The organism is Qipengyuania qiaonensis (assembly GCF_019711515.1).
Classification (GTDB): domain Bacteria; phylum Pseudomonadota; class Alphaproteobacteria; order Sphingomonadales; family Sphingomonadaceae; genus Qipengyuania; species Qipengyuania qiaonensis.
In genome coordinates this window covers 262751-280236 of record NZ_JAIGNO010000001.1, presented here as the reverse complement: position 1 = coordinate 280236, position 17486 = coordinate 262751, and the positions used below count along the sequence as shown (strand labels likewise).

16 protein-coding genes are annotated in these 17486 nt (G+C 61.7%); 5 read left to right on the top strand and 11 right to left on the bottom strand.

What is annotated here, in order from left to right:
* The first annotated feature begins 181 nt into the window (after positions 1-181).
* Positions 182-1051, top strand: a complete 870-nt coding sequence (locus tag K3174_RS01350; RefSeq protein WP_345719559.1) for a D-alanine--D-alanine ligase family protein — start codon at positions 182-184, stop codon at positions 1049-1051.
* Here K3174_RS01350 and K3174_RS01345 read toward each other — a convergent pair.
* Positions 1048-1773, bottom strand: a complete 726-nt coding sequence (locus K3174_RS01345) for an SDR family NAD(P)-dependent oxidoreductase (RefSeq protein WP_221555028.1) — start codon at positions 1771-1773, stop codon at positions 1048-1050. The two genes, K3174_RS01350 and K3174_RS01345, sit on opposite strands and share 4 nt — an antisense overlap.
* Before the next feature lie 197 nt (positions 1774-1970).
* On the opposite strand from K3174_RS01345, the gene K3174_RS01340 reads away from it, so the two are divergent.
* The 4 genes from K3174_RS01340 (at position 1971) to K3174_RS01325 (ending at position 5133) form a co-directional block, all read left to right on the top strand.
* On the top strand, positions 1971-2753 hold the full coding sequence (locus K3174_RS01340) for a succinate dehydrogenase iron-sulfur subunit (RefSeq protein WP_247711804.1): 783 nt from the start codon (positions 1971-1973) through the stop codon (positions 2751-2753).
* A gap of 4 nt (positions 2754-2757) precedes the next feature.
* Complete coding sequence (locus tag K3174_RS01335; protein WP_221555027.1) at positions 2758-3225, top strand: PaaI family thioesterase; 468 nt, start codon at positions 2758-2760, stop codon at positions 3223-3225.
* Entirely contained in the window at positions 3222-4337 is a 1116-nt protein-coding gene (gene zapE / locus K3174_RS01330) for a cell division protein ZapE (RefSeq protein WP_221555026.1), read from the top strand. The genes K3174_RS01335 and zapE overlap by 4 nt, the downstream gene beginning before the upstream one ends.
* A gap of 97 nt (positions 4338-4434) precedes the next feature.
* Entirely contained in the window at positions 4435-5133 is a 699-nt protein-coding gene (locus tag K3174_RS01325; protein ID WP_221555025.1) for a pirin family protein, read from the top strand.
* On the opposite strand, the gene K3174_RS01320 is transcribed toward K3174_RS01325, so the two are convergent.
* The 10 genes from K3174_RS01320 to K3174_RS01275 are packed head-to-tail and all read right to left on the bottom strand — an operon-like array spanning position 5130 to position 17386.
* A complete protein-coding gene (locus tag K3174_RS01320) occupies positions 5130-7028 on the bottom strand; it encodes an XrtA/PEP-CTERM system amidotransferase (RefSeq protein ID WP_221555024.1) in 1899 nt (632 codons plus the stop codon). The genes K3174_RS01325 and K3174_RS01320 overlap by 4 nt on opposite strands.
* 12 nt (positions 7029-7040) lie before the next feature.
* Positions 7041-8030, bottom strand: coding sequence for an exosortase A (xrtA, locus tag K3174_RS01315; RefSeq protein ID WP_221555023.1), 990 nt, complete (start codon positions 8028-8030; stop codon positions 7041-7043).
* Positions 8020-9270, bottom strand: a complete 1251-nt coding sequence (locus tag K3174_RS01310) for a TIGR03087 family PEP-CTERM/XrtA system glycosyltransferase (protein ID WP_345719558.1) — start codon at positions 9268-9270, stop codon at positions 8020-8022. Before K3174_RS01310 ends, xrtA begins: the two co-directional genes overlap by 11 nt.
* Complete coding sequence (locus K3174_RS01305; protein ID WP_221555396.1) at positions 9246-10307, bottom strand: FemAB family XrtA/PEP-CTERM system-associated protein; 1062 nt, start codon at positions 10305-10307, stop codon at positions 9246-9248. The genes K3174_RS01310 and K3174_RS01305 overlap by 25 nt, the downstream gene beginning before the upstream one ends.
* Positions 10304-11173, bottom strand: a complete 870-nt coding sequence (locus tag K3174_RS01300; protein WP_221555022.1) for an XrtA system polysaccharide deacetylase — start codon at positions 11171-11173, stop codon at positions 10304-10306. Before K3174_RS01300 ends, K3174_RS01305 begins: the two co-directional genes overlap by 4 nt.
* Before the next feature lie 17 nt (positions 11174-11190).
* Entirely contained in the window at positions 11191-12399 is a 1209-nt protein-coding gene (locus tag K3174_RS01295) for an XrtA/PEP-CTERM system-associated ATPase (protein WP_221555021.1), read from the bottom strand.
* Positions 12400-12413: 14 nt separating this feature from the next.
* Positions 12414-14036 (bottom strand): preprotein translocase subunit YajC, encoded by a 1623-nt coding sequence (locus K3174_RS01290; RefSeq protein WP_221555020.1) that lies wholly within the window; start codon positions 14034-14036, stop codon positions 12414-12416.
* Between the two features lie 52 nt (positions 14037-14088).
* Complete coding sequence (locus K3174_RS01285) at positions 14089-15195, bottom strand: P-loop NTPase family protein (RefSeq protein ID WP_345719557.1); 1107 nt, start codon at positions 15193-15195, stop codon at positions 14089-14091.
* A gap of 13 nt (positions 15196-15208) precedes the next feature.
* Positions 15209-16726 carry an XrtA system polysaccharide chain length determinant gene (locus K3174_RS01280; protein WP_221555019.1) on the bottom strand — a complete coding sequence of 506 codons (1518 nt, stop codon included), beginning with the start codon at positions 16724-16726 and terminating at the stop codon, positions 15209-15211.
* 15 nt (positions 16727-16741) lie between these two features.
* A complete protein-coding gene (locus K3174_RS01275; RefSeq protein WP_221555018.1) occupies positions 16742-17386 on the bottom strand; it encodes an XrtA/PEP-CTERM system exopolysaccharide export protein in 645 nt (214 codons plus the stop codon).
* Positions 17387-17486 lie beyond the last annotated feature (100 nt).

Sequence of the window (17486 nt, the reverse complement as noted above, 5' to 3'; positions counted from 1 at the left end):
TGCAGCGCACAACGGCAGATTAACAGACAGGCCCGCAAACACGATGAATCGCTTCCCTTCGCCCTTGAAGATCAGTACCGAATCCAAGAGGCGCCTACGTATCCTTTTTATTGCGAAAAACGCGCTTTGGGACGGTACCGGATCCCCGGAAGATGGCAATCATGCCAAGTACCATCGCGAAATGCGGCAGGTACTCGAAGGTCTGGACCTCAATCTGACGATTGCCGACCGGTTCGAAGTCCTGTTCGACAACCCGGAATGCGACTTCGTTTTTCCCCTGCTCAATCGTGCGGGCTTCTTCAATTCGGAGATGTTGTGCCCGCTGCTTTGCGAAAGAGCTGGTCTCCCATACCTCGGTGCAAGCCCAATTCTGCGCGGTCTGTCGGACGACAAGCACCTCGCGAAGCGCGCCGCTCGCGATGCCGACGTGCCGACTGCGCCTTGGGCAATCTACCGCAGGGGCGCTCCTATCGACATGGAACTATGTCCTACGGGGACAAGGTTCGTGGTCAAGCCCAACAATTCCTCCGCAAGTTGGGGGGTTCACGATGCCACCGATCGCGCCAGCATTCTGGCAGCGATCGAGGCCGTCCACGCACTTGGGCACGACGCCCTGGTCGAACCTTTCATCGATGGAAGCGATGTCGAAGTACCCGTCGTCACGATCGGGGGACAGCCGGTCATCATGCCGATGCTCATATTTCGCCAGGCGGATCCATCGCACCTGCGCACTTACTACGAAAAGCGCGACCTCGTGGATCGTAGCCAGAAATACTCGCTCGACCCATTCGAAAATACCGAGATGGCAGGACGTATTGCGGATCTGACACGACGTGTCTGGGACGAGTATCGCCCCTTCGACTATGGCCGGTTCGAGTTCCGAGTGAACGAAGAAACCGGCGAAGTGACCTTCCTGGAGCTCAATCTCAACTGCAATCTCTGGTCGCAAAAAGTGTTCGGACGCACCGCCCAGCTGGCGGGATGGACCCAGGAGCAGTTGATCGAGACGATCCTGGCGGAATCGCTCACCCGGCACGGGCTGCTGATCTAGGCCGGGATTTGCTCGCCCTTCCAGTCGAAGATCTTGCCGCTGTCGGAAGGTTCGAGTTCGTCGATCACCGCCAACAGATTGGTGGCGGCAATCGCCGGGCTGACAAGTTGCCCCTCGGGAAGGTTCGATTGGAACGGCGTGGACAAGACTGTGTCAACGGTTCCAGGATGAAGTCCGACCACGATGGCGCTCTTGTGCGTTCGGCTCAATTCGATGGCGAAGTTCCTGATCAGCATATTGAGCGCCGCCTTGCTGCTACGGTAGCTGTGCCAGCCGCCAAGACCATTATCCGTGATCGAACCAACCCGTGCGGACAATATTGCAAAAACGCTGCGCTCGCTTCGCGAGAGCAGCGGCAGTATATGTTTGGCCACTATTGCAGGGCCGACGGTATTGAGGCGAAAAACCTCTTCCATGGCCTGTGCATCGATCTGCCTGAACGAGCGTTCAGGCCCAGTGCCATCGGAAAGCGTCAGGACACCGCTGGCGATTACCGTCAGGTCCGGTGGCTCATCGGCCATATCCGCAGCAGCCGCAGCGATCGAGTTCTCGTCGGTAAGATCGAACCGGAACCCTCGGCAGCGTTCATCCGGCGCTATGCCCGATCGGCTACCCGCCAAGACTTTGGCACCGCGATCGGCAAGGATCGCCGCGAGCGCACCGCCGATCCCTCCGCTGGCGCCGAATATCGCTGCTCGCCGAACTGCTTTTTCAGAATCCATCTACATTACTAGATGTCTGATCCGGACCGTCGGTTCCATGGGATGTCTTCGGTTGCAGGCGATTTCACGGGTTGGCACTGTTTCGAGCCAAGCCCGCTTCAGCTTTGCCGTCCGGTCGGATTGCGCATTTTCGTGCCCTTGCACCGCGCGCCACAACCGCTAATGGGTTTCGTCAAGCAACAGGACCGATACTGCACATGGCGACCTTCACCCTTCCGAAGAATTCGAAGATCACCGGCAAGAGCCGCAACCACCAGGCTGAGGGCGGCGCGCGCATTCGCAAATTCAAGATCTATCGCTACGATCCCGACAGCGGCGAAAATCCACGCTACGATACTTTCGAAATCGATCTCGACGATTGTGGCCCGATGGTTCTCGACGCGCTGTTCAAGATCAAGAACGAGATCGATCCGACGCTAACGTTCCGTCGCTCCTGCCGCGAAGGCATTTGCGGATCGTGCTCGATGAACCTCAACGGCCAGAACGGTCTCGCCTGTACCACTGCGATCGAGGACCTGAAGGGTGAGATCCGCATCACTCCGTTGCCGAGCATGGACGTGATCAAGGACCTCGTTCCGGACTTCACCCACTTTTACGCGCAATACGCCAGCATCCGCCCGTGGCTGCAGACAGTCTCGACCACACCTAGCGGCAAGGAGCGCCTGCAGTCGCCCGAACAGCGCGAAAAGCTGGACGGATTGTACGAATGCATTCTGTGCGCCTGCTGCTCGACCGCATGCCCCAGCTACTGGTGGAACAGCGACAAGTTCCTCGGTCCGGCAATCCTGCTGCAGGCCTATCGCTGGCTAGCCGACAGCCGTGACGAGATGACCGGCGAACGGCTCGACCAGCTGGAAGACCCTTTCCGGCTCTATCGCTGCCACACGATCATGAATTGCGCGAATGTCTGCCCCAAGGGCCTGAGCCCGGCCAAGGCGATCGCCGAAACCAAGAAGATGATCGCCGAACGCGCGATCTGATCCCTTGGCGCCGCGCGACGAGATATTCGAACACGGCCCCGATCCGGAGAACCCGGGCTGGCGCCACTGGAACCTCAAGGACGAGACGCTGTTCAACGGCGCGGTGATGGGAAAGCTCATCACCCGGATCGACGACGACGGGAAAGCGCGCCTGCGCATGTTTCCCGAACGACGGCACGAGAACCTTCAGGGCATCATCCATGGCGCGGTGACTCTGTCGCTGATCGATATCAGCCTGTTCACGACGATGCACACCATCGGTTCGGGCAATGCCGGCCCGTCCGTGACCGTCGAGCTATCGACCCAGTTCGTCGGTGGCGGCCAGCCCGACCGCCCGCTCGACGCCGTGTGCGAGATCGTGCGCGAAACCGGTAGCATGGTCTTCGTGCGCGGCACGGTCGAACAGGAAGCTCACACAGTCGCCAGCTTTTCGGGCATCGTGAAGAAGATGAAGCACCGCATCGCGTCATGACCGGGATGCTCGCCCGTTACGAGCGGCTCATCGCCGCGGGTGAGTTGCGTGCCGATCCGGACCAGCGCCGCGCTGCCGAGCGGCTCGATCGGCTGCAAAAGGATCTTGAAGCGGAAACTTCGGGCGGTCTGCTTTCGCAGTTCTTCCGCGCGAAGATAGCGAGCCCGCAGGGCGTATACATGTGGGGCGGCGTAGGGCGCGGGAAATCCATGCTGATGGACCTGTTCATCGAAACGCTCGGCATCGCGGAGAAACGCCGCACGCACTTCCACGAATTCATGCTCGAGGTAGATCGCCAGATGCGCCAGCGCCGTGAGCGCGATCCCGGCGACCCCACAGGCAAGGTGGCACGCGACATTGCCGAAAACGTGCGCTGTCTCGCCTTCGATGAAATGGTCGTGACCAATACCGCCGATGCCGCGATCATGGCACGCCTGTTCACTGCGCTCATCCGCGACCAGGGTGTCACGGTCGTCACCACAAGCAACCGCCCCCCTCGCGATCTCTACAAGGACGGGCTCAACCGCTCGCTCTTCCTGCCCTTCATCGATCTGGTCGAAGCGGAACTGGACGTGCTTTCACTCAACGGGCCGACCGATTACCGCCTCGACCGCCTGGGCGACATCGAAACTTGGCACTCTCCGCTGGGCGATGCCGCGACGGCGCAGGTCCGCGAAGCGTTCTTCCGCCTGACCGATTACGAGCCGGAAGATGCCGCCAACGTGCCCAGCGCAGACCTCGATCTGGGCGGCGGACGCACCTTGCATGTGCCCAAGAGCCTCAAGGGCGTCGGCGTGTTCAGCTTCAAACGCCTGTGCGGCGAAAACCGCGGGGCGGCCGATTATCTCGCCATCGCGCATGCCTATCACACGGTGATCGTGGTCGGCATTCCCGCCATGTCGCCCGACAACCGCAATGAAGCGATCCGGTTCATCAAGCTGGTCGATGCGCTCTACGAAAACAATGTGATGCTGTTCGCGACTGCGGCCGCAGAGCCGGAAAATCTCTACACTGCAGGCGATGGCGCTTTCGAGTTCGAGCGCACCGTCAGCCGCCTGAAGGAAATGCAGAGCGCCGACTATATGGCCCGCGGCCACGGCGTCGCCTCCTAGTCAGGGGTAGTAACAACGGTGTTTCTTGACGGCCTTGGGGCCGTCCCCACATCGATCGGGTTCCGGCGTCAACACCCCGCCGATGTGAGAACTAATTATGATCGATATCCGCCCCTTCGCCTCGCTCGGGCATGCAGACCACGGCTGGCTCGATGCGCGACATCACTTCAGCTTTGCCAATTACCACGATCCCGACCGCATGGGCTGGGGCAATATTCGCGTCTGGAACGACGATACGATCCAGGGGCAGACCGGCTTCCCGCCGCACCCGCACCGCGACATGGAAATCGTCACCTTCGTCCGTAAAGGTGCGATCAGCCATCGCGACAGCCTGGGCAATGAAGGCCGCACCGCCGCGGGCGACGTTCAGGTGATGAGCGCGGGCACGGGCATCACCCATGCCGAATACAATCTCGAAAACGAGGACACTACGCTCTTCCAGATCTGGATAATCCCCGATCGGGCAGGCGACGAACCGGGCTGGGGCCAGCGCGAATTTCCCAAGGCCACCCGCGAAGGCGGCTTCGAAGTGCTCGCCAGCGGTACGCCGGAAGCCGATGACGCGCTGCCGATCCGTACCGATGCCAAGGTTGCTGCAACGACGCTGGCTGCCGGGCAAACGGCGACTTGGGCCACGTCGGGCAAGCGCCATCAATATCTGGTCGCCCCCAAGGGCCGCGTCAAAGTCAACGGCGTCGAAGCGCAGCCGCGCGACGGCATCGCCGTGACCGGCGAAAGTGAAATCGTGGTCGAAGCGCTCGAGGACGCCGAGATCGTGCTGGTCGACGCGCGCTAGGCGCTAGGCCTCAGCTGGCGGAGCGATCGCTCCAGCATCAACAGCTGCCACAGGACGCGGCCATTGTCCGAGCGTCCGGAAATATGGTCGTCCGCGAGGCGTGAAAGCGCCTTGCGGGCGAACCATCCGCTCCCGGTGAGAAGTTCGCTCGACGCGACCGCCCTCGCTTGGCCCGCCAGCGGCCCGCGGAACCATTCGGCCAGCGGGGTCACGAAGCCCTGCTTCTGGCGATAGAGGATGTCTTCGGGCAGGTAGCGCTCCATCGTGTGCTTCATCAACCATTTGCCGGTCGTGCCGCGGTAACGCTGGCGATGTGGCAGGCGTGCCGCGAATTCGATCAGGCGATGATCGAGCAGCGGCTCGCGCGCTTCCAGCCCCACCGCCATGCTGGTCCGGTCCGTCTTGGTGAGAATGTCGCCGGGTAACCAGAATTTGAGATCGGCATATTGCGCCCGGTCGAGCCCGCTGCGTGCCGGCGCATCGCGCATCAATTTTTCGAAAGGCTGCTCTGCCCTGTACTCTCCGCGCGCGCCCACAAGGGCGGTACCGTACAGCCGCTCCCTCTGTTCCGGCGCAAGTATGGCGAGCGCCCGCGCATATCCGGCCTCCCCGCTAGTCGCCAACGATAGTAGCGTCGTCTTGGCGCGCAGCGGGCGAGGCGCCCAGTCGGCCTTTGGCCAGATCCGCCCAAGCGTTCCGAATGCCGACTCGCGAAGACTGCGCGGCAATACTGATCGGGCGAGTTCTTCTCGCGCATGGAACAGTTGGCGGCGATAGCCTGCAAAAGCTTCATCCGCGCCATCGCCCGAAAGCGCAACCGTGACATGCCTGCGCGCCAGTTCGCAAACGCGCAGGGTTGGCAAAGCGCTGGCATCGGCAAAGGGTTCGTCGAAGATCCCCGCAATCCGATCGATTTCGCCGAACTGATCTGACGAAACGATTTCCTCGTGATGGTCCGTTGCAAAAAGCTCGGCCACTTTGCGCGCATGGGCGGTTTCATCGACACTCTCGACATCGAAACCGATCGAACAACTGGTGACCGGTGTGGCGCTGCCTTCGCTCATCAATGCCACGACGGAGGAACTGTCGACCCCGCCGGAAAGGAAGGCCCCAAGCGGGACGTCCGCCACCATCCGGCTGGTCACGCCTTCGCGCATCAGATGCAGGAGCTGTGCGGACAGGTCCTCGCTGCGCCCCCTGTCGCGGCGGGAGAAATCGATATCCCACCATTGCCGCGGCGGACCCGGTTCGCGACCGTGTTCCAGCAGCAGGAAATGGCCGGCAGGGAGTTTTTCGACGCCCTTCAGGATCGCGCGATGATCGGGGACATAACCCCAGGTCATGTAATCCTCGATAGCCAGCGGGTCGATCACGCGGCGCATCAACGGATTGGCCAGCAATCCCTTCATCTCGCTGGCAAAAGCCAGCGCCCCGCCCTCCAGCTGCGCGAGATAGAGCGGTTTCACCCCAAACCGGTCGCGCGCCAGAAACAGCTGGCGCCGATCGATATCGTAGAGCGCGAAGGCGAACATCCCATCGAGCCGGGAAAGACAGTCCACCCCCCATTTCTGCCACGCGGCAAGAATGGTTTCGGTATCGCCATCGGTGCGGAAATGCGCCCCGCCCCGTTCCAGTTCGCGGCGTAATTCGCGATAATTGTAGATCTCGCCGTTGAACGCGATCACGGCTTGGCCATCCGCCGAATGCATCGGCTGGGGCGATCCTTCCAGATCGATGATCGACAGCCGCCGATGGCCCAGCCCCACGCCCGGCGCGGTCCAGACGCCGCTGCCATCGGGGCCGCGATGGGCCAGAGCATCGGTCATCCGCTCAACCCGTTTGGGATCGACCGGCTTCACCGTCTCGTAATGGAAAATCCCGGCGATCCCGCACATATGAGAGCTGGCCTAGCCGAGCCGTACAGGAACGGCAAAGAGCAATGCGACGGCAAGAACGACGCTGAGGACAAGCCCCGGGTGAACATGCTTGTTTTCGACCCGTCGAAGCCACGACATGGCGACGATTTCGCTAGCGGTCCATCCGGCTTCTTCCGGTTCACGCTCGAACCAGCGCCATGCAACGCCAAGCACCAATGCGATGACGATACCGAAGAATACCCAGCCATATACGATGTGATCGAAGCTGCCGGCGGCCTCTGCACCGACATATTGGGCAATGAAGATTGTCGCCCAGGCCCGGATGCCATTGGCCAGAATCGGCACCACCACACAGGCAAGCATAAACCAGAAGCGGCGGTTCCAGCTGGCAAAACAGCTATGCGCTACAAGCACTCCCAAAGCGACCATGGCTATCAGGAACTTCACGCCGGAACATTCTTCGGCGACGATAAAAAGACCGGCGGGCGTGTCGATATGAATACCGTCGGCGACCGTCTCGATCCCGCTCCAACGGGTAAACGCCGTGGCCATCTCTGCCGTGACGTACTGTAACTGCGGGATGACTTCGTCGCCGAAGGGGACGAGGAAAATCACATAGGCCAAGGGAAACGCCAGGATGAGGCTTACGCGCAGGCCCAGGATCGCCAGGACGCTGCCTTGGAACAGGGCAATCGTACCTGCCTGAGCCACAAGATTGACGTCTGCGATCCGACCGCCGTACCAAACTGCCAAGCCGAGCCCCATCCAGATCAAGCCCGGCCCCCAGCCACCAGGCTCGACCTTAACCAACTCGTCCCGCTTGATCCAAACCAGCCAGGCGACGATCGGCGGGATCAGCAGGATATGACTGTAGGTATCGATATTCCACCATTGATGGGCCATTTCGGACCACTCGGGCAAGGTCATCCAGAACAGCGCGAACCACGCCGTTGCCAGAATGATCAGCGCGCGTCCCCAGCCCGTCGCAGGGCGATCCATCACGATACCTTCAGGCTGCATCGCGGCCACTCTCGGACCCGTCGAGCAATTGCGCAAGCCGGATGTAAATACGGTCCCAATTCATGCGCTCGACAACGAATTGGCGCGCTGCCTTACCCATACCGAGCCGCTTTTCGTCATCGGACAGCAGCGCTTCGATGCGATCTAGCGTCGCTGCGGGTTCGGGCTCCGCGATGGCGAAATGTACACCGTCCACAGCGTCGATCCCGGTCGCCGCACCGGGCGTGACGACGACCGGCTTGGCCATGGCCATCGCCTCTAGAACCTTGTTCTGTACTCCACGGGCGATCAATAGCGGGGCGACGACCACATCCGCCGATTTCAGAAAAGGCCGCACATCGGGCACCTCTCCCCAGACGCGCACGCCATTTTCGCCGTGATGATCTCTGATGGACTGGACCGGCGCACGGCCAACAACATGAAACCGTGCACGGGGATACGTTTTGCGCAGCGTGGGCATCACGTTCTCGATCATCCACCCGACCGCGGCGATATTGGGGGGGTAGTCCATCTGCCCGGTAAAGACGAGTTGCGGATCCTCGCCTTCCTCCAGATCCGCTTGCAAGCCGACTTGGACCGGATCGAAGAACTGCGCATCGATACCATTGCCAAGAGCATACAGGTCCGCCTTGGTGGAAGCGGAAAGACGCGACCGGAAAAGGTCGACTTCGTTTTCGCTTATGAGCAAGAGCCTGTCGGCGCGCCGGGCCAGCCTCTCTTCTTCCAGGGCGAGCAAGGCACCCTCGCGCCTGTTGAGCCATCTGCGCTGACCGGCATCGGCATAGGCTTCGAATTTGGCACTATCGACGTCGCACAGGTCGATCACCACGCGACCGGCGAAGCGGTCCGGAATGTATTGACCCATCTGCCCCGAGAATACGAAGATCGTTTCGATCCGGTGATTGCCCAGGGTCTTGGCGACATATCGGCGCATCGCCTCGTGATCGAACGCTGTCAGACTTACGGGCCTGCCCTTCACCAGCGCTTCGGCACCCGCAAGCGGAAGAGGCTTGGCCCGCTCGATCAGCGCGTGGGTTTTGGCGATGGTTACCAACTCCGGCCTCTGCGCCATATCCTGCTTCGTCTCACCGAAAGTGCCGACATGTACGGGACCCAGCTTTGCCAGCGCCTTGAGCAAGTGGTGCGAACGGATCTTGTCGCCGCGATCCGGCGGAAATGGAACCCGGTGCGCAAGGAACAGCACTTCACCCATGGTCAACCGAGACCGCGTGCGATCCACGGGCCGATCCGATTGGCGAGCGGCAGCGGCAGGCGCTTCCACAGCCCAATCTTGGTGGAATAGCTCTCGTCGGTCGGGTCGATATTGCGCGCCGCGACACCTGGCGCCGTCCAGCTGAAATAGGTCAAGGGTTCCGGCTCGAACCCCCAGTTCTTCTTGAAGGCAAATGGCCCGCTACCGGTCTTCGAACGGCCGAAATCGAAGCGCGTACAGCCCTTGCAAAGAGCATGGCACATCAGTTCATAGTACATCCGTTCATTTGCACGCAGGCCGCGCGCCGCCCAGGTTCCCCCGCCCCAGAACGGCATGACCGTCCCGCGATGACAAAGCGAGAGGACGCTGGCCACCGGCGTGCCTTGATGGCGCACCGTCAGGATCTCTGCATCGCTATCGAACAGGTCCAGTACGGCATCGAAAAGGCTGCGCGGGAACACGGGGGTACCCAGATTGCGCACGCTTTCCGCAAAAACGGTATAGTGGGCGGCACGCTCGGCCGCATCGCTACCCACATTCGCGTCGAGTTCACCCTGCAATCCCTTGCGCACTTCGGCCCGCGCCTTGCGAGGGATCGCCAGCAATTGTGCCTCTTCGTCCGCGGCAAGATCGGCGGCGAAATTGGCATGCTTGCCTTCGATGACGTGCCAATCGCTTGGTGCGCTACCGCCCCGCAATTCGACCGTACTGGCGGAGCGGCGCTGGGCGATCTCCTCTGCTGCACGACATAGCGTGACCGCATCGCTTTGGCGCGAGACGAGCGTCCCGCCTCCGACGCCGAAGCCGCTCGACACCAGTGCCCGGCCGAACAGCGGCGAGTGCATCTCGGTCAGCGGCAGCCATCCTTCGATAATGCCGGCGCGTTCCAGCAGCAGGCCGATAGCCGAATTTCCCGTGCCGCGTTCGATAGCGTGCAACCAGAGCGGGCGTTGAAAGACGACGCCCCGGTACTCCGCCACGAAAGCCTCGATACGCGCGACTTCGCAAGTGTCGCGCAGATCGGCCTGCCGAACGACGGCGGCGTGGGTCAGCGGCGCATTCATGCTGCCCACTTGAGGCTGTGCGGCTTCTCTCGCGCGGCAAGCTGGTCCATGCGACCCCAAGCGAAATCGCCCAGCAGCTCCGACAGCTTGCCGGCCATTTTCGAGAGATTCGTATAGTGTCTAAGGCGCGAACGCATAGGAGCGCCCGGAACACGCGGCTGGTCGGGATCGACTTCCCATGGATGGAAGTAGAAAACCGCCGGGCGCCCCTCGGCATTGACCTGCCGGATCGCCCAACGGCTGAAACCATAGGGAAGGACCCTGAAAAACCCGCCACCACCGGCCGCGAGGCGTTTGCCGCGAAACAGCGCCGTCGTGACGGGAATCTCGACAAGGTCGCTGCCGGGCACGGGATCGAAGGCGAAACGCGGCGCCTGCCGCCAGCCGTAGTGGTCGTGAACAACCGGCGCGACGGAGGACGAGTAGGCGTAACCCTGCTCGGCCAGCACTTCATGCGCCCAAGGATTGCGGGCATCGATCGAAAAGCTTGGCGCTCGATAGCCCATGACTGCCTGCCCACCCGCATCCTCGAGAATGGTTCGAGCCTTGGCTAAGTCGGCCGCAAACTCCTCGCGCGTGAAGGTAAAGACCCTTGTGTGATCGTAACCGTGGCTTGCCAGCTCATGACCGCGCTCGACGATGGCCTGCATGGCCGCCCTGTTGCGCTCCGCCACCCAGCCCAGCGTGAAGAAGGTTGCCTTCACTCCGGCGGCGTCGAACAGGTCCAGTATCCGCGCCAAATTGTCGCCGACCCGCAATTCCAGCCCGTCCCAGTCTTCGCGCGCGATAGTGGTTTCGAACGCGCCGACCTGGAACCAGTCTTCGACATCGACGGACAGGCCGTTGACGATTGCTCTGTCGTTCAACGCCCCCTCCCCAAATGTCAGGCCGCGGCGCGCGAGCCCTGCGATTCGAAATAGTCGATCATCATGGTCAATACATGGCGCAGCGAACGCTCCTGCTCGTCCAGACGTGCTTCGATCGATGCAAGACGCAGGCCGATATCCTCCGGAAGTTCACCGGAAGCCTTGCTCTTGCCGAGTTTCTCGACCTCGCGGCGCAACGCCTCCATGTGCTTGTCGCGGTCCGCGAAGGCGGCCTCGATCGCGTCGATTTGATGATCCAGCAATCCCTTGTCGCGTGCTTCGGCGCTCATCGCCGGCGCAACCTGCCCTTCGGGCGAGGGGCGGCGCGCTTCGTCATGGGCGCGCGCAATCGCATCCGCAGCCGGCAGATCGCGATCGGGCCGCGGCCGTGAAGCTGCCTCCTCCGCAGGCGCGGCATCGCCCACCATTTCCTCGATAACCGTATCGAGCATATCGGCATCGATCTTGTCGCGTTCTTCCACCGCGCCGAGCAACAACAGGCGGGTCATCACCTGGTTCACCTTGCGCGGAATACCGCCGGTGGCCTTGTGAAGCTTGACCCAGATGTCATTGCCGAAGCCCGGTCGACCTTTCCAGCCGGCATGATTCAGACGGTGCGACACATACGGTTCGACTTCGCCGGGTTGCATCGCTTCGAGATGGTGCGAGGCGATAACGCGCTGCCGCAATTGTTCGAGTTCGTCCGATTGCGCCAGAAGCTGCTTGAACTCGGGCTGGCCCAGCAGCAACGTCTGCAAAAGCGGGTGCGAGCCGAGCTGAAAGTTCGACAACATGCGCAGTTCTTCCAGCGCGCCGATAGAAAGGTTCTGCGCTTCGTCGACGATCAGGAGCACGCGGCGACCGCTGCGGGCTTCTTCATGAAGGAACAGTTCGATCGCGGCCAACGCCGCGGCCTTGTCGCCGCCCGAAATGTCGAGACCGAAGCTGCGCGCCGCGACATGGATCATCTCCTCATCGTCCAGCGCGCTTGTGACGACTTCGCCGACCGTCATGCGTCCGGCGTCGAGCTTCTGCTTGAGATGCGCGACCAATGTCGATTTGCCCGCGCCCACCTCGCCCGTGATCACGACGAAGCCCTCGCCCTGATTGAGGCCGTAGCCGAGATAGCTCAGCGCCTTCTTGTGCGTGAGACTCTCGAAATAGAACGCAGGATCCGGCGTGAGCTGGAAGGGCCGCTCTTTGAAATCGTAGAATTCTTCGTACATGACGCGCCGTCCTATCAGAAATCGTAACGCAGGCCGAGAAGAGCCGTTGCCGTGGTTAAGTCGTCGGTGGCGAGATCGCTGTCGAGCGTCGAAATGGCCAAGGCGGCACGAGCCGAGAGGTTTCGATAGATTTCCCGGGTGTAGCTTGCCGAACCGCCGAATACCCGGAGATCGCCGGTTCCCACCGTGCCACTGTCGAACCAGCTTGCGAATGTGTTGATCGTAAATGACGCACGCTCGCCGACCGGCCCCGATACGCCTGCCGTCAGGTAAAAGCTTTCGTCGACCACGCCGTCGGCCAGCTCGAGCACGGTCCCCGGGGCGCCGATGAACCTGCGACGGTCATAGCCTGCGCCGATGCCCGCCGTCATCCGACCCACCTCGCGAGTATAGCTGGCAACGACGCCGCGTCCGCGGAAAACCGACGACCGGAGCGAGCCGAGCAACCCATCGAGGCAGCCGCTACCGTCGAGTGTGCTGACGCAACCGGTGAGTTCGCCGGTAACGGGATCGCGTATCACGCTGAAATCGGTCGGCAGTGCCGCAAGCGCATTGTTGAGGCGTCCGCCGAACCCCTGAATGCCGTCATAGACCGCAAGCTGGAGATTGCTGCGCCGGTTCGGCTGCCAGCTAAAGCTGCCATAATAGGTTTCGCTATCGTAGCGGTGCCCGAAATGCGCTTCGAGCTGGGTCCGGCTGCTGGGACTCCAGACGACGCCGACATCCCAGATCAGTCCGCTCGCATCGTAAGCAATAGTGCGCGGGCTAGCTTCGTCGGTGACGTAGCGGCCGTTTGTGTCAAGGATCGGATTGCCATCCGCATCGCGCACGGCATCGCGGCTCGATACTTCCACATCCTCCACGCCCGCTCCGGCAACGAAGGCCAGCGTCGGAGTGATCGGGATGGTCACATCGCCGCGTACATAAGCATCGCGCACCCGCTGATCGAGATTGGAGACGTCTTCCTGATAGTAGCCGGCACCCACGCCAACGCCCACCGGAAACGGTTCATTCGGACGTGTTCCGGCACGCAGACTGGCGCTATGCGTCACGCTTTCATCGAAGAGATCGGCCGACGTGCCATCAAGCGTCACGAAATCCGGCCCGTCGACGCGCGTATACCCGGCGCGATAATTAGCGTTGATTTCGACATCGCCCGCGCGCGTTTGAAGATTCGGGCCAGCATAGACGGAATAGGTCTGGGTCGAGAGGTCGTCATCGACGGTCGGATTGAAGACCGACCGGCCCAGCTCATCGACGCGTGTACTTGTCGCCAATGCGCCGGCCTCGATGGTCAGAACGCGCGGCACGATCGATGCATAACCCCTGGCGATGCCGGTAATCGTGTCCGAATCCGCAACATCCGATTGATGCGCGAAATTGCGTTCGTAACGAAGCGACACGCTACCGCCGTTGTTGCGGCCCACGATCGACGCGTCGACGCCGGCGACCAGCTGCGTATAGGTAACGACATCGCTACCCGGGGATATCTGCCAGCTGGCGATCGAATTTGCCTCGATATACGGATCGATGCTGGTCCGGTCGCGGCCATTGGATAGCTCTTCGGCTTCGCCCTCGCCGATATCGTCGCCCGAGTAGGTTTGCGCATGCAAGGGGGTCGCCGTCAGCAGCGCCACACCAAACGCACAACGCGCAAGCCGGTGGAATTTCTCGCTCCAAGGCAAGGCCTTATTCCTCATATCCGTAGTAGCTTCCAAACTTCCGACCGCTTGGGCTGAAGGTCGCGTCGTTGAGCAACAGTTTGATGTCCGGGCATGCCGACAGAAGATCGATGGCGTCTTCCAGAGCAGCACGACCGCTCATGTCGGCGCGCGCAACGAGCAATGCCTGACCGACATGCTTGGCAAGCTCGGCCGCGGGTGTGGCCGCGAGCGTAGGCGGGCTGTCGAAAACCAGAATCCTGTTTGGCGCACCCCGCGTCAGCCGGTTGAGCACCGTCCACGTCCGCTCGCTGGCAAGATACTCGCTGTCGCGACCGGTCCGCTTACCGGCGGGAAGAATCCACAGGCCCGGTATGTTGGTGCCGACAACAAAGTCCTCAACATGCGTGGCAGGATCGGCCAGCACATCCATGAAGCCCTTGCCGGCCTCGAGACCAAGTTTGCCCATGATCGATGGCTTGCCGAAATCGGCGTCGACCAGCAAAACTTCCATATCGCGCTCGCCTGCCAGCGCCATGGCGAGGTTCAGCGCGCAAAAGGTCTTGCCCTCATTGGTGTGCGGCGAACATACGAGCACCCGTCGCGACAGAGGTGTGCCGTCGGCCTTCGCGGCGGACAGGACCTGACGCTTCACGATGCGGAATTCTTCCAGCAATGTCGATGCACCGCCGTCCGGATCGATCAGCCCCTGTTCGCGAAGCAGCGAGCGCACAATTTGGCGCTTCTCGCCCGACAGTATAACGGCCGGATCCTCAGGCTCCGGAGTTGCCACCGGCGCAGGAGCTGCAATCGCACTTCCGGGCGCCGCCGGTTGGCCGATCCAGTCGGACGCTCGACGCTTTGGTGTTTCCGGTACGGACGGCTTTTCCGGCTCGCGCCTGGGCGCGAACTTCTTGGCCTTCTCGTCTTCCAGCTTGTCCGGCACCGCGGCCGGGGCGAGGTTGTCCAGACCGAACGCGCCGCTGGCACGTTCGAACAGCGAAGTGCGCTTCGCTTTCTCTTCACCTTTCTTGGCCGATGCAACTTTCTTGGCGGGTACGCGCTTTTTTGCCGGGCCGCTCTTCTTGGCCGACACACCGCTCTTGGTCGGTATGATTTTCGTGGGCTTGTTCACTGACACGCTCCCCTCAGGCTACCGATCCGACCTGGATCATCTCGACTGCCAACAGCAGGAAGCAGATCGCCCCAAGCCCGCCCGCTCCCGCGAGAAACTGCTTCAACCGCAGCTGCTCGTTGCGCCTTCCGGCTTCGGTCATGGACCGCGAAATAGTGCCGATTACCGGCAGGTCGAGTGTACGCTGGAGCTTCTCGGCGGTCGTGAAGCTCGATTTGAGCTGTCCCATCACGAAGGCCACTGCCGCACCGGCGCCGATACCGAAGATCAGCACGGCGAAAAGCAAAAGCGGGCGATTGGGAGCCGCCGGTCGGCGCGGAGCCGTCGGCTGGTCGATGACCTCGAACTTGAAAGCGCTTCTTTCGGTTTCGACCTGGCCGCGCAGGCGCATTTCCTCGCGGTTCCTCAGCAACTCGTCATATTTGTCCTTGAGCACCTGGTAGTCGCGGCTGATGCGATTGGCTTCGGCGGCCACGGCCGGTTCGTCGGCCTGTGCTGCGATCAGGGCCGAGATATCCGATTGCAACGCGGCTTTGCGCGCTTCAAGCGCCTGAACATTGGCCTGCCGCTCCGCCCGGATCGATTGCAAGGATGTATAGGCCGGGTTGGGCGATCCACCCGCGCCCGCCGGTTCATCCGCTGCCTGTTCGCGCAGCGCTTCGATCTGACGCCGTTGCGATTGGATATCGGGATGGCTGTCGGTCAAACCGCGTGCACGCATGGCGGCGAGTTGGGACTGCGCCTGTGCGAGTGCATTGCGGGCACCGCCGCTATCGGCAGTCACGATGTTACGCGGCGTGCTGGTGAGTTGCCCGTTGATTGCCGCCAGTGCACTCTGGGCTGCTGCGATATCGGCGTCGATACCGCGCATTTCGGTCCGCATGCCCTGCAGGCGACCGGTCACGCTGGCGGTCCCTCCGACGAGGTCGGGATATTGCGACTCGAAATTCAGCCGGCGCTGTTCCGCCGCTTCGAGTTCGCGTTTGCGATCGTCGAGCTGCTTGTCGAGGAAAGTAATCGTGCTGGCGACGTCGCCGCGATTGCCGGCAACGTTGGATTCGCGAAAGATGTCGATCAGGCTCTGCACCACATCTTTGGCCAGAGCCGCGTTCTCCGCATCGCTGAGACTGGATTTGCCCACCGTTGCGGTAATCTCGAACAGATTGTCCTGTTCGCTCTTGACCACGATATTCTCGGTCAAGTTTTTTACCGCAGTCTGCATTTCGGCGTCGGTCGCCACTTTCTCGCCGAGCTTGGTCGTGCGGACGACGCGCTCCAGATTGACCCCGCTAACGAGCGTCTGGCGGACCTTGGTGATCGCCTGCTTGCCGTCGCCCGAAATGTCGAGCTGCTCGGACAGCACGTCCTCCAGTTCGACATAAATCCGCGCACGGCTCTCGTAGCTGTTGGGAATGAAGGCGATCGCGAGCCAGCCCAGGATGCAGACACCCCAGGCCACGGCCAGCGCGACCCAGCGGCGGTTCCACACCGTGTGCAGCGCGCTGCGGATTTCGTCGAAGACTTCCTGCATGCCCGGGCGCGTCCCTTAGAATGTGCTTTCCGGGATGATGATGACATCCCCCGGCTGGAGGAGCACGTTCGCTTCGCTGTCACCGCGCTTGAGCAGGTCGGTGAGACGCAGCGAGTATTCGCGCTGGCTGCCGGCCTGCTTGTCGAAACGGATCAGCTTTGCGCGATTGCCGGCGGCGAATTCGGACAGACCGCCGACCGCGATCATCGCGTCGAGCACGGTCATGTTCGCGCGATAAGGCAGCGATGCGGGCTTCTCGGTCGCGCCGACGATGCGAACCTGCTGGCTGAACGTGCCCGCGAACTCGTTGACGATGACCGAAACCAGCGGATCTTCGATATACTGGCTGAGCTGGAGACGGATATCCTCTTCCAGCATCGATGGCGTCTTGCCCACCGCCGGCATGTCCTTGACCAGCGGAATGGTGATCCGGCCGTCGGGGCGAACCTGGATCTTCTCAGCACCCAGTTCGGGATTGCGCCAGACGTGAATTGTCAGTTCGTCCAGCGGGCCGATGACATATTCCTCGCCCGGTCCTTCCTGCATGGCGACGAAGGTTGCAGGGGGCAATTCTGCACCGCCAGTGCTGGCGCACCCTCCCAAGGCAAGCATGGAAGCAGCGCATCCTGCAAGGAGCGTGGCAGTTCGGGTGAGGTGCATTCTTCGTTTCCCTGGCATTTTTCCGGGGAAGCGCCGGACGTTCGATCCGCCCGATAGTCCCCTGTTTGGAATTGCTATTGCCCGAAATAGGTGAACAGAC

Coding starts and splice junctions, on each gene's coding strand:
- K3174_RS01350 (WP_345719559.1), top strand. CDS start 182: ATGCGGCAGGTACTCGAAGGTCTGGACCTCAATCTGACGATTGCCGAC.
- K3174_RS01345 (WP_221555028.1), bottom strand. CDS start 1,773: ATGGATTCTGAAAAAGCAGTTCGGCGAGCAGCGATATTCGGCGCCAGC.
- K3174_RS01340 (WP_247711804.1), top strand. CDS start 1,971: ATGGCGACCTTCACCCTTCCGAAGAATTCGAAGATCACCGGCAAGAGC.
- zapE (WP_221555026.1), top strand. CDS start 3,222: ATGACCGGGATGCTCGCCCGTTACGAGCGGCTCATCGCCGCGGGTGAG.
- K3174_RS01325 (WP_221555025.1), top strand. CDS start 4,435: ATGATCGATATCCGCCCCTTCGCCTCGCTCGGGCATGCAGACCACGGC.
- K3174_RS01320 (WP_221555024.1), bottom strand. CDS start 7,028: ATGTGCGGGATCGCCGGGATTTTCCATTACGAGACGGTGAAGCCGGTC.
- xrtA (WP_221555023.1), bottom strand. CDS start 8,030: ATGCAGCCTGAAGGTATCGTGATGGATCGCCCTGCGACGGGCTGGGGA.
- K3174_RS01305 (WP_221555396.1), bottom strand. CDS start 10,307: ATGAATGCGCCGCTGACCCACGCCGCCGTCGTTCGGCAGGCCGATCTG.
- K3174_RS01295 (WP_221555021.1), bottom strand. CDS start 12,399: ATGTACGAAGAATTCTACGATTTCAAAGAGCGGCCCTTCCAGCTCACG.
- K3174_RS01280 (WP_221555019.1), bottom strand. CDS start 16,726: ATGCAGGAAGTCTTCGACGAAATCCGCAGCGCGCTGCACACGGTGTGG.
- K3174_RS01275 (WP_221555018.1), bottom strand. CDS start 17,386: ATGCACCTCACCCGAACTGCCACGCTCCTTGCAGGATGCGCTGCTTCC.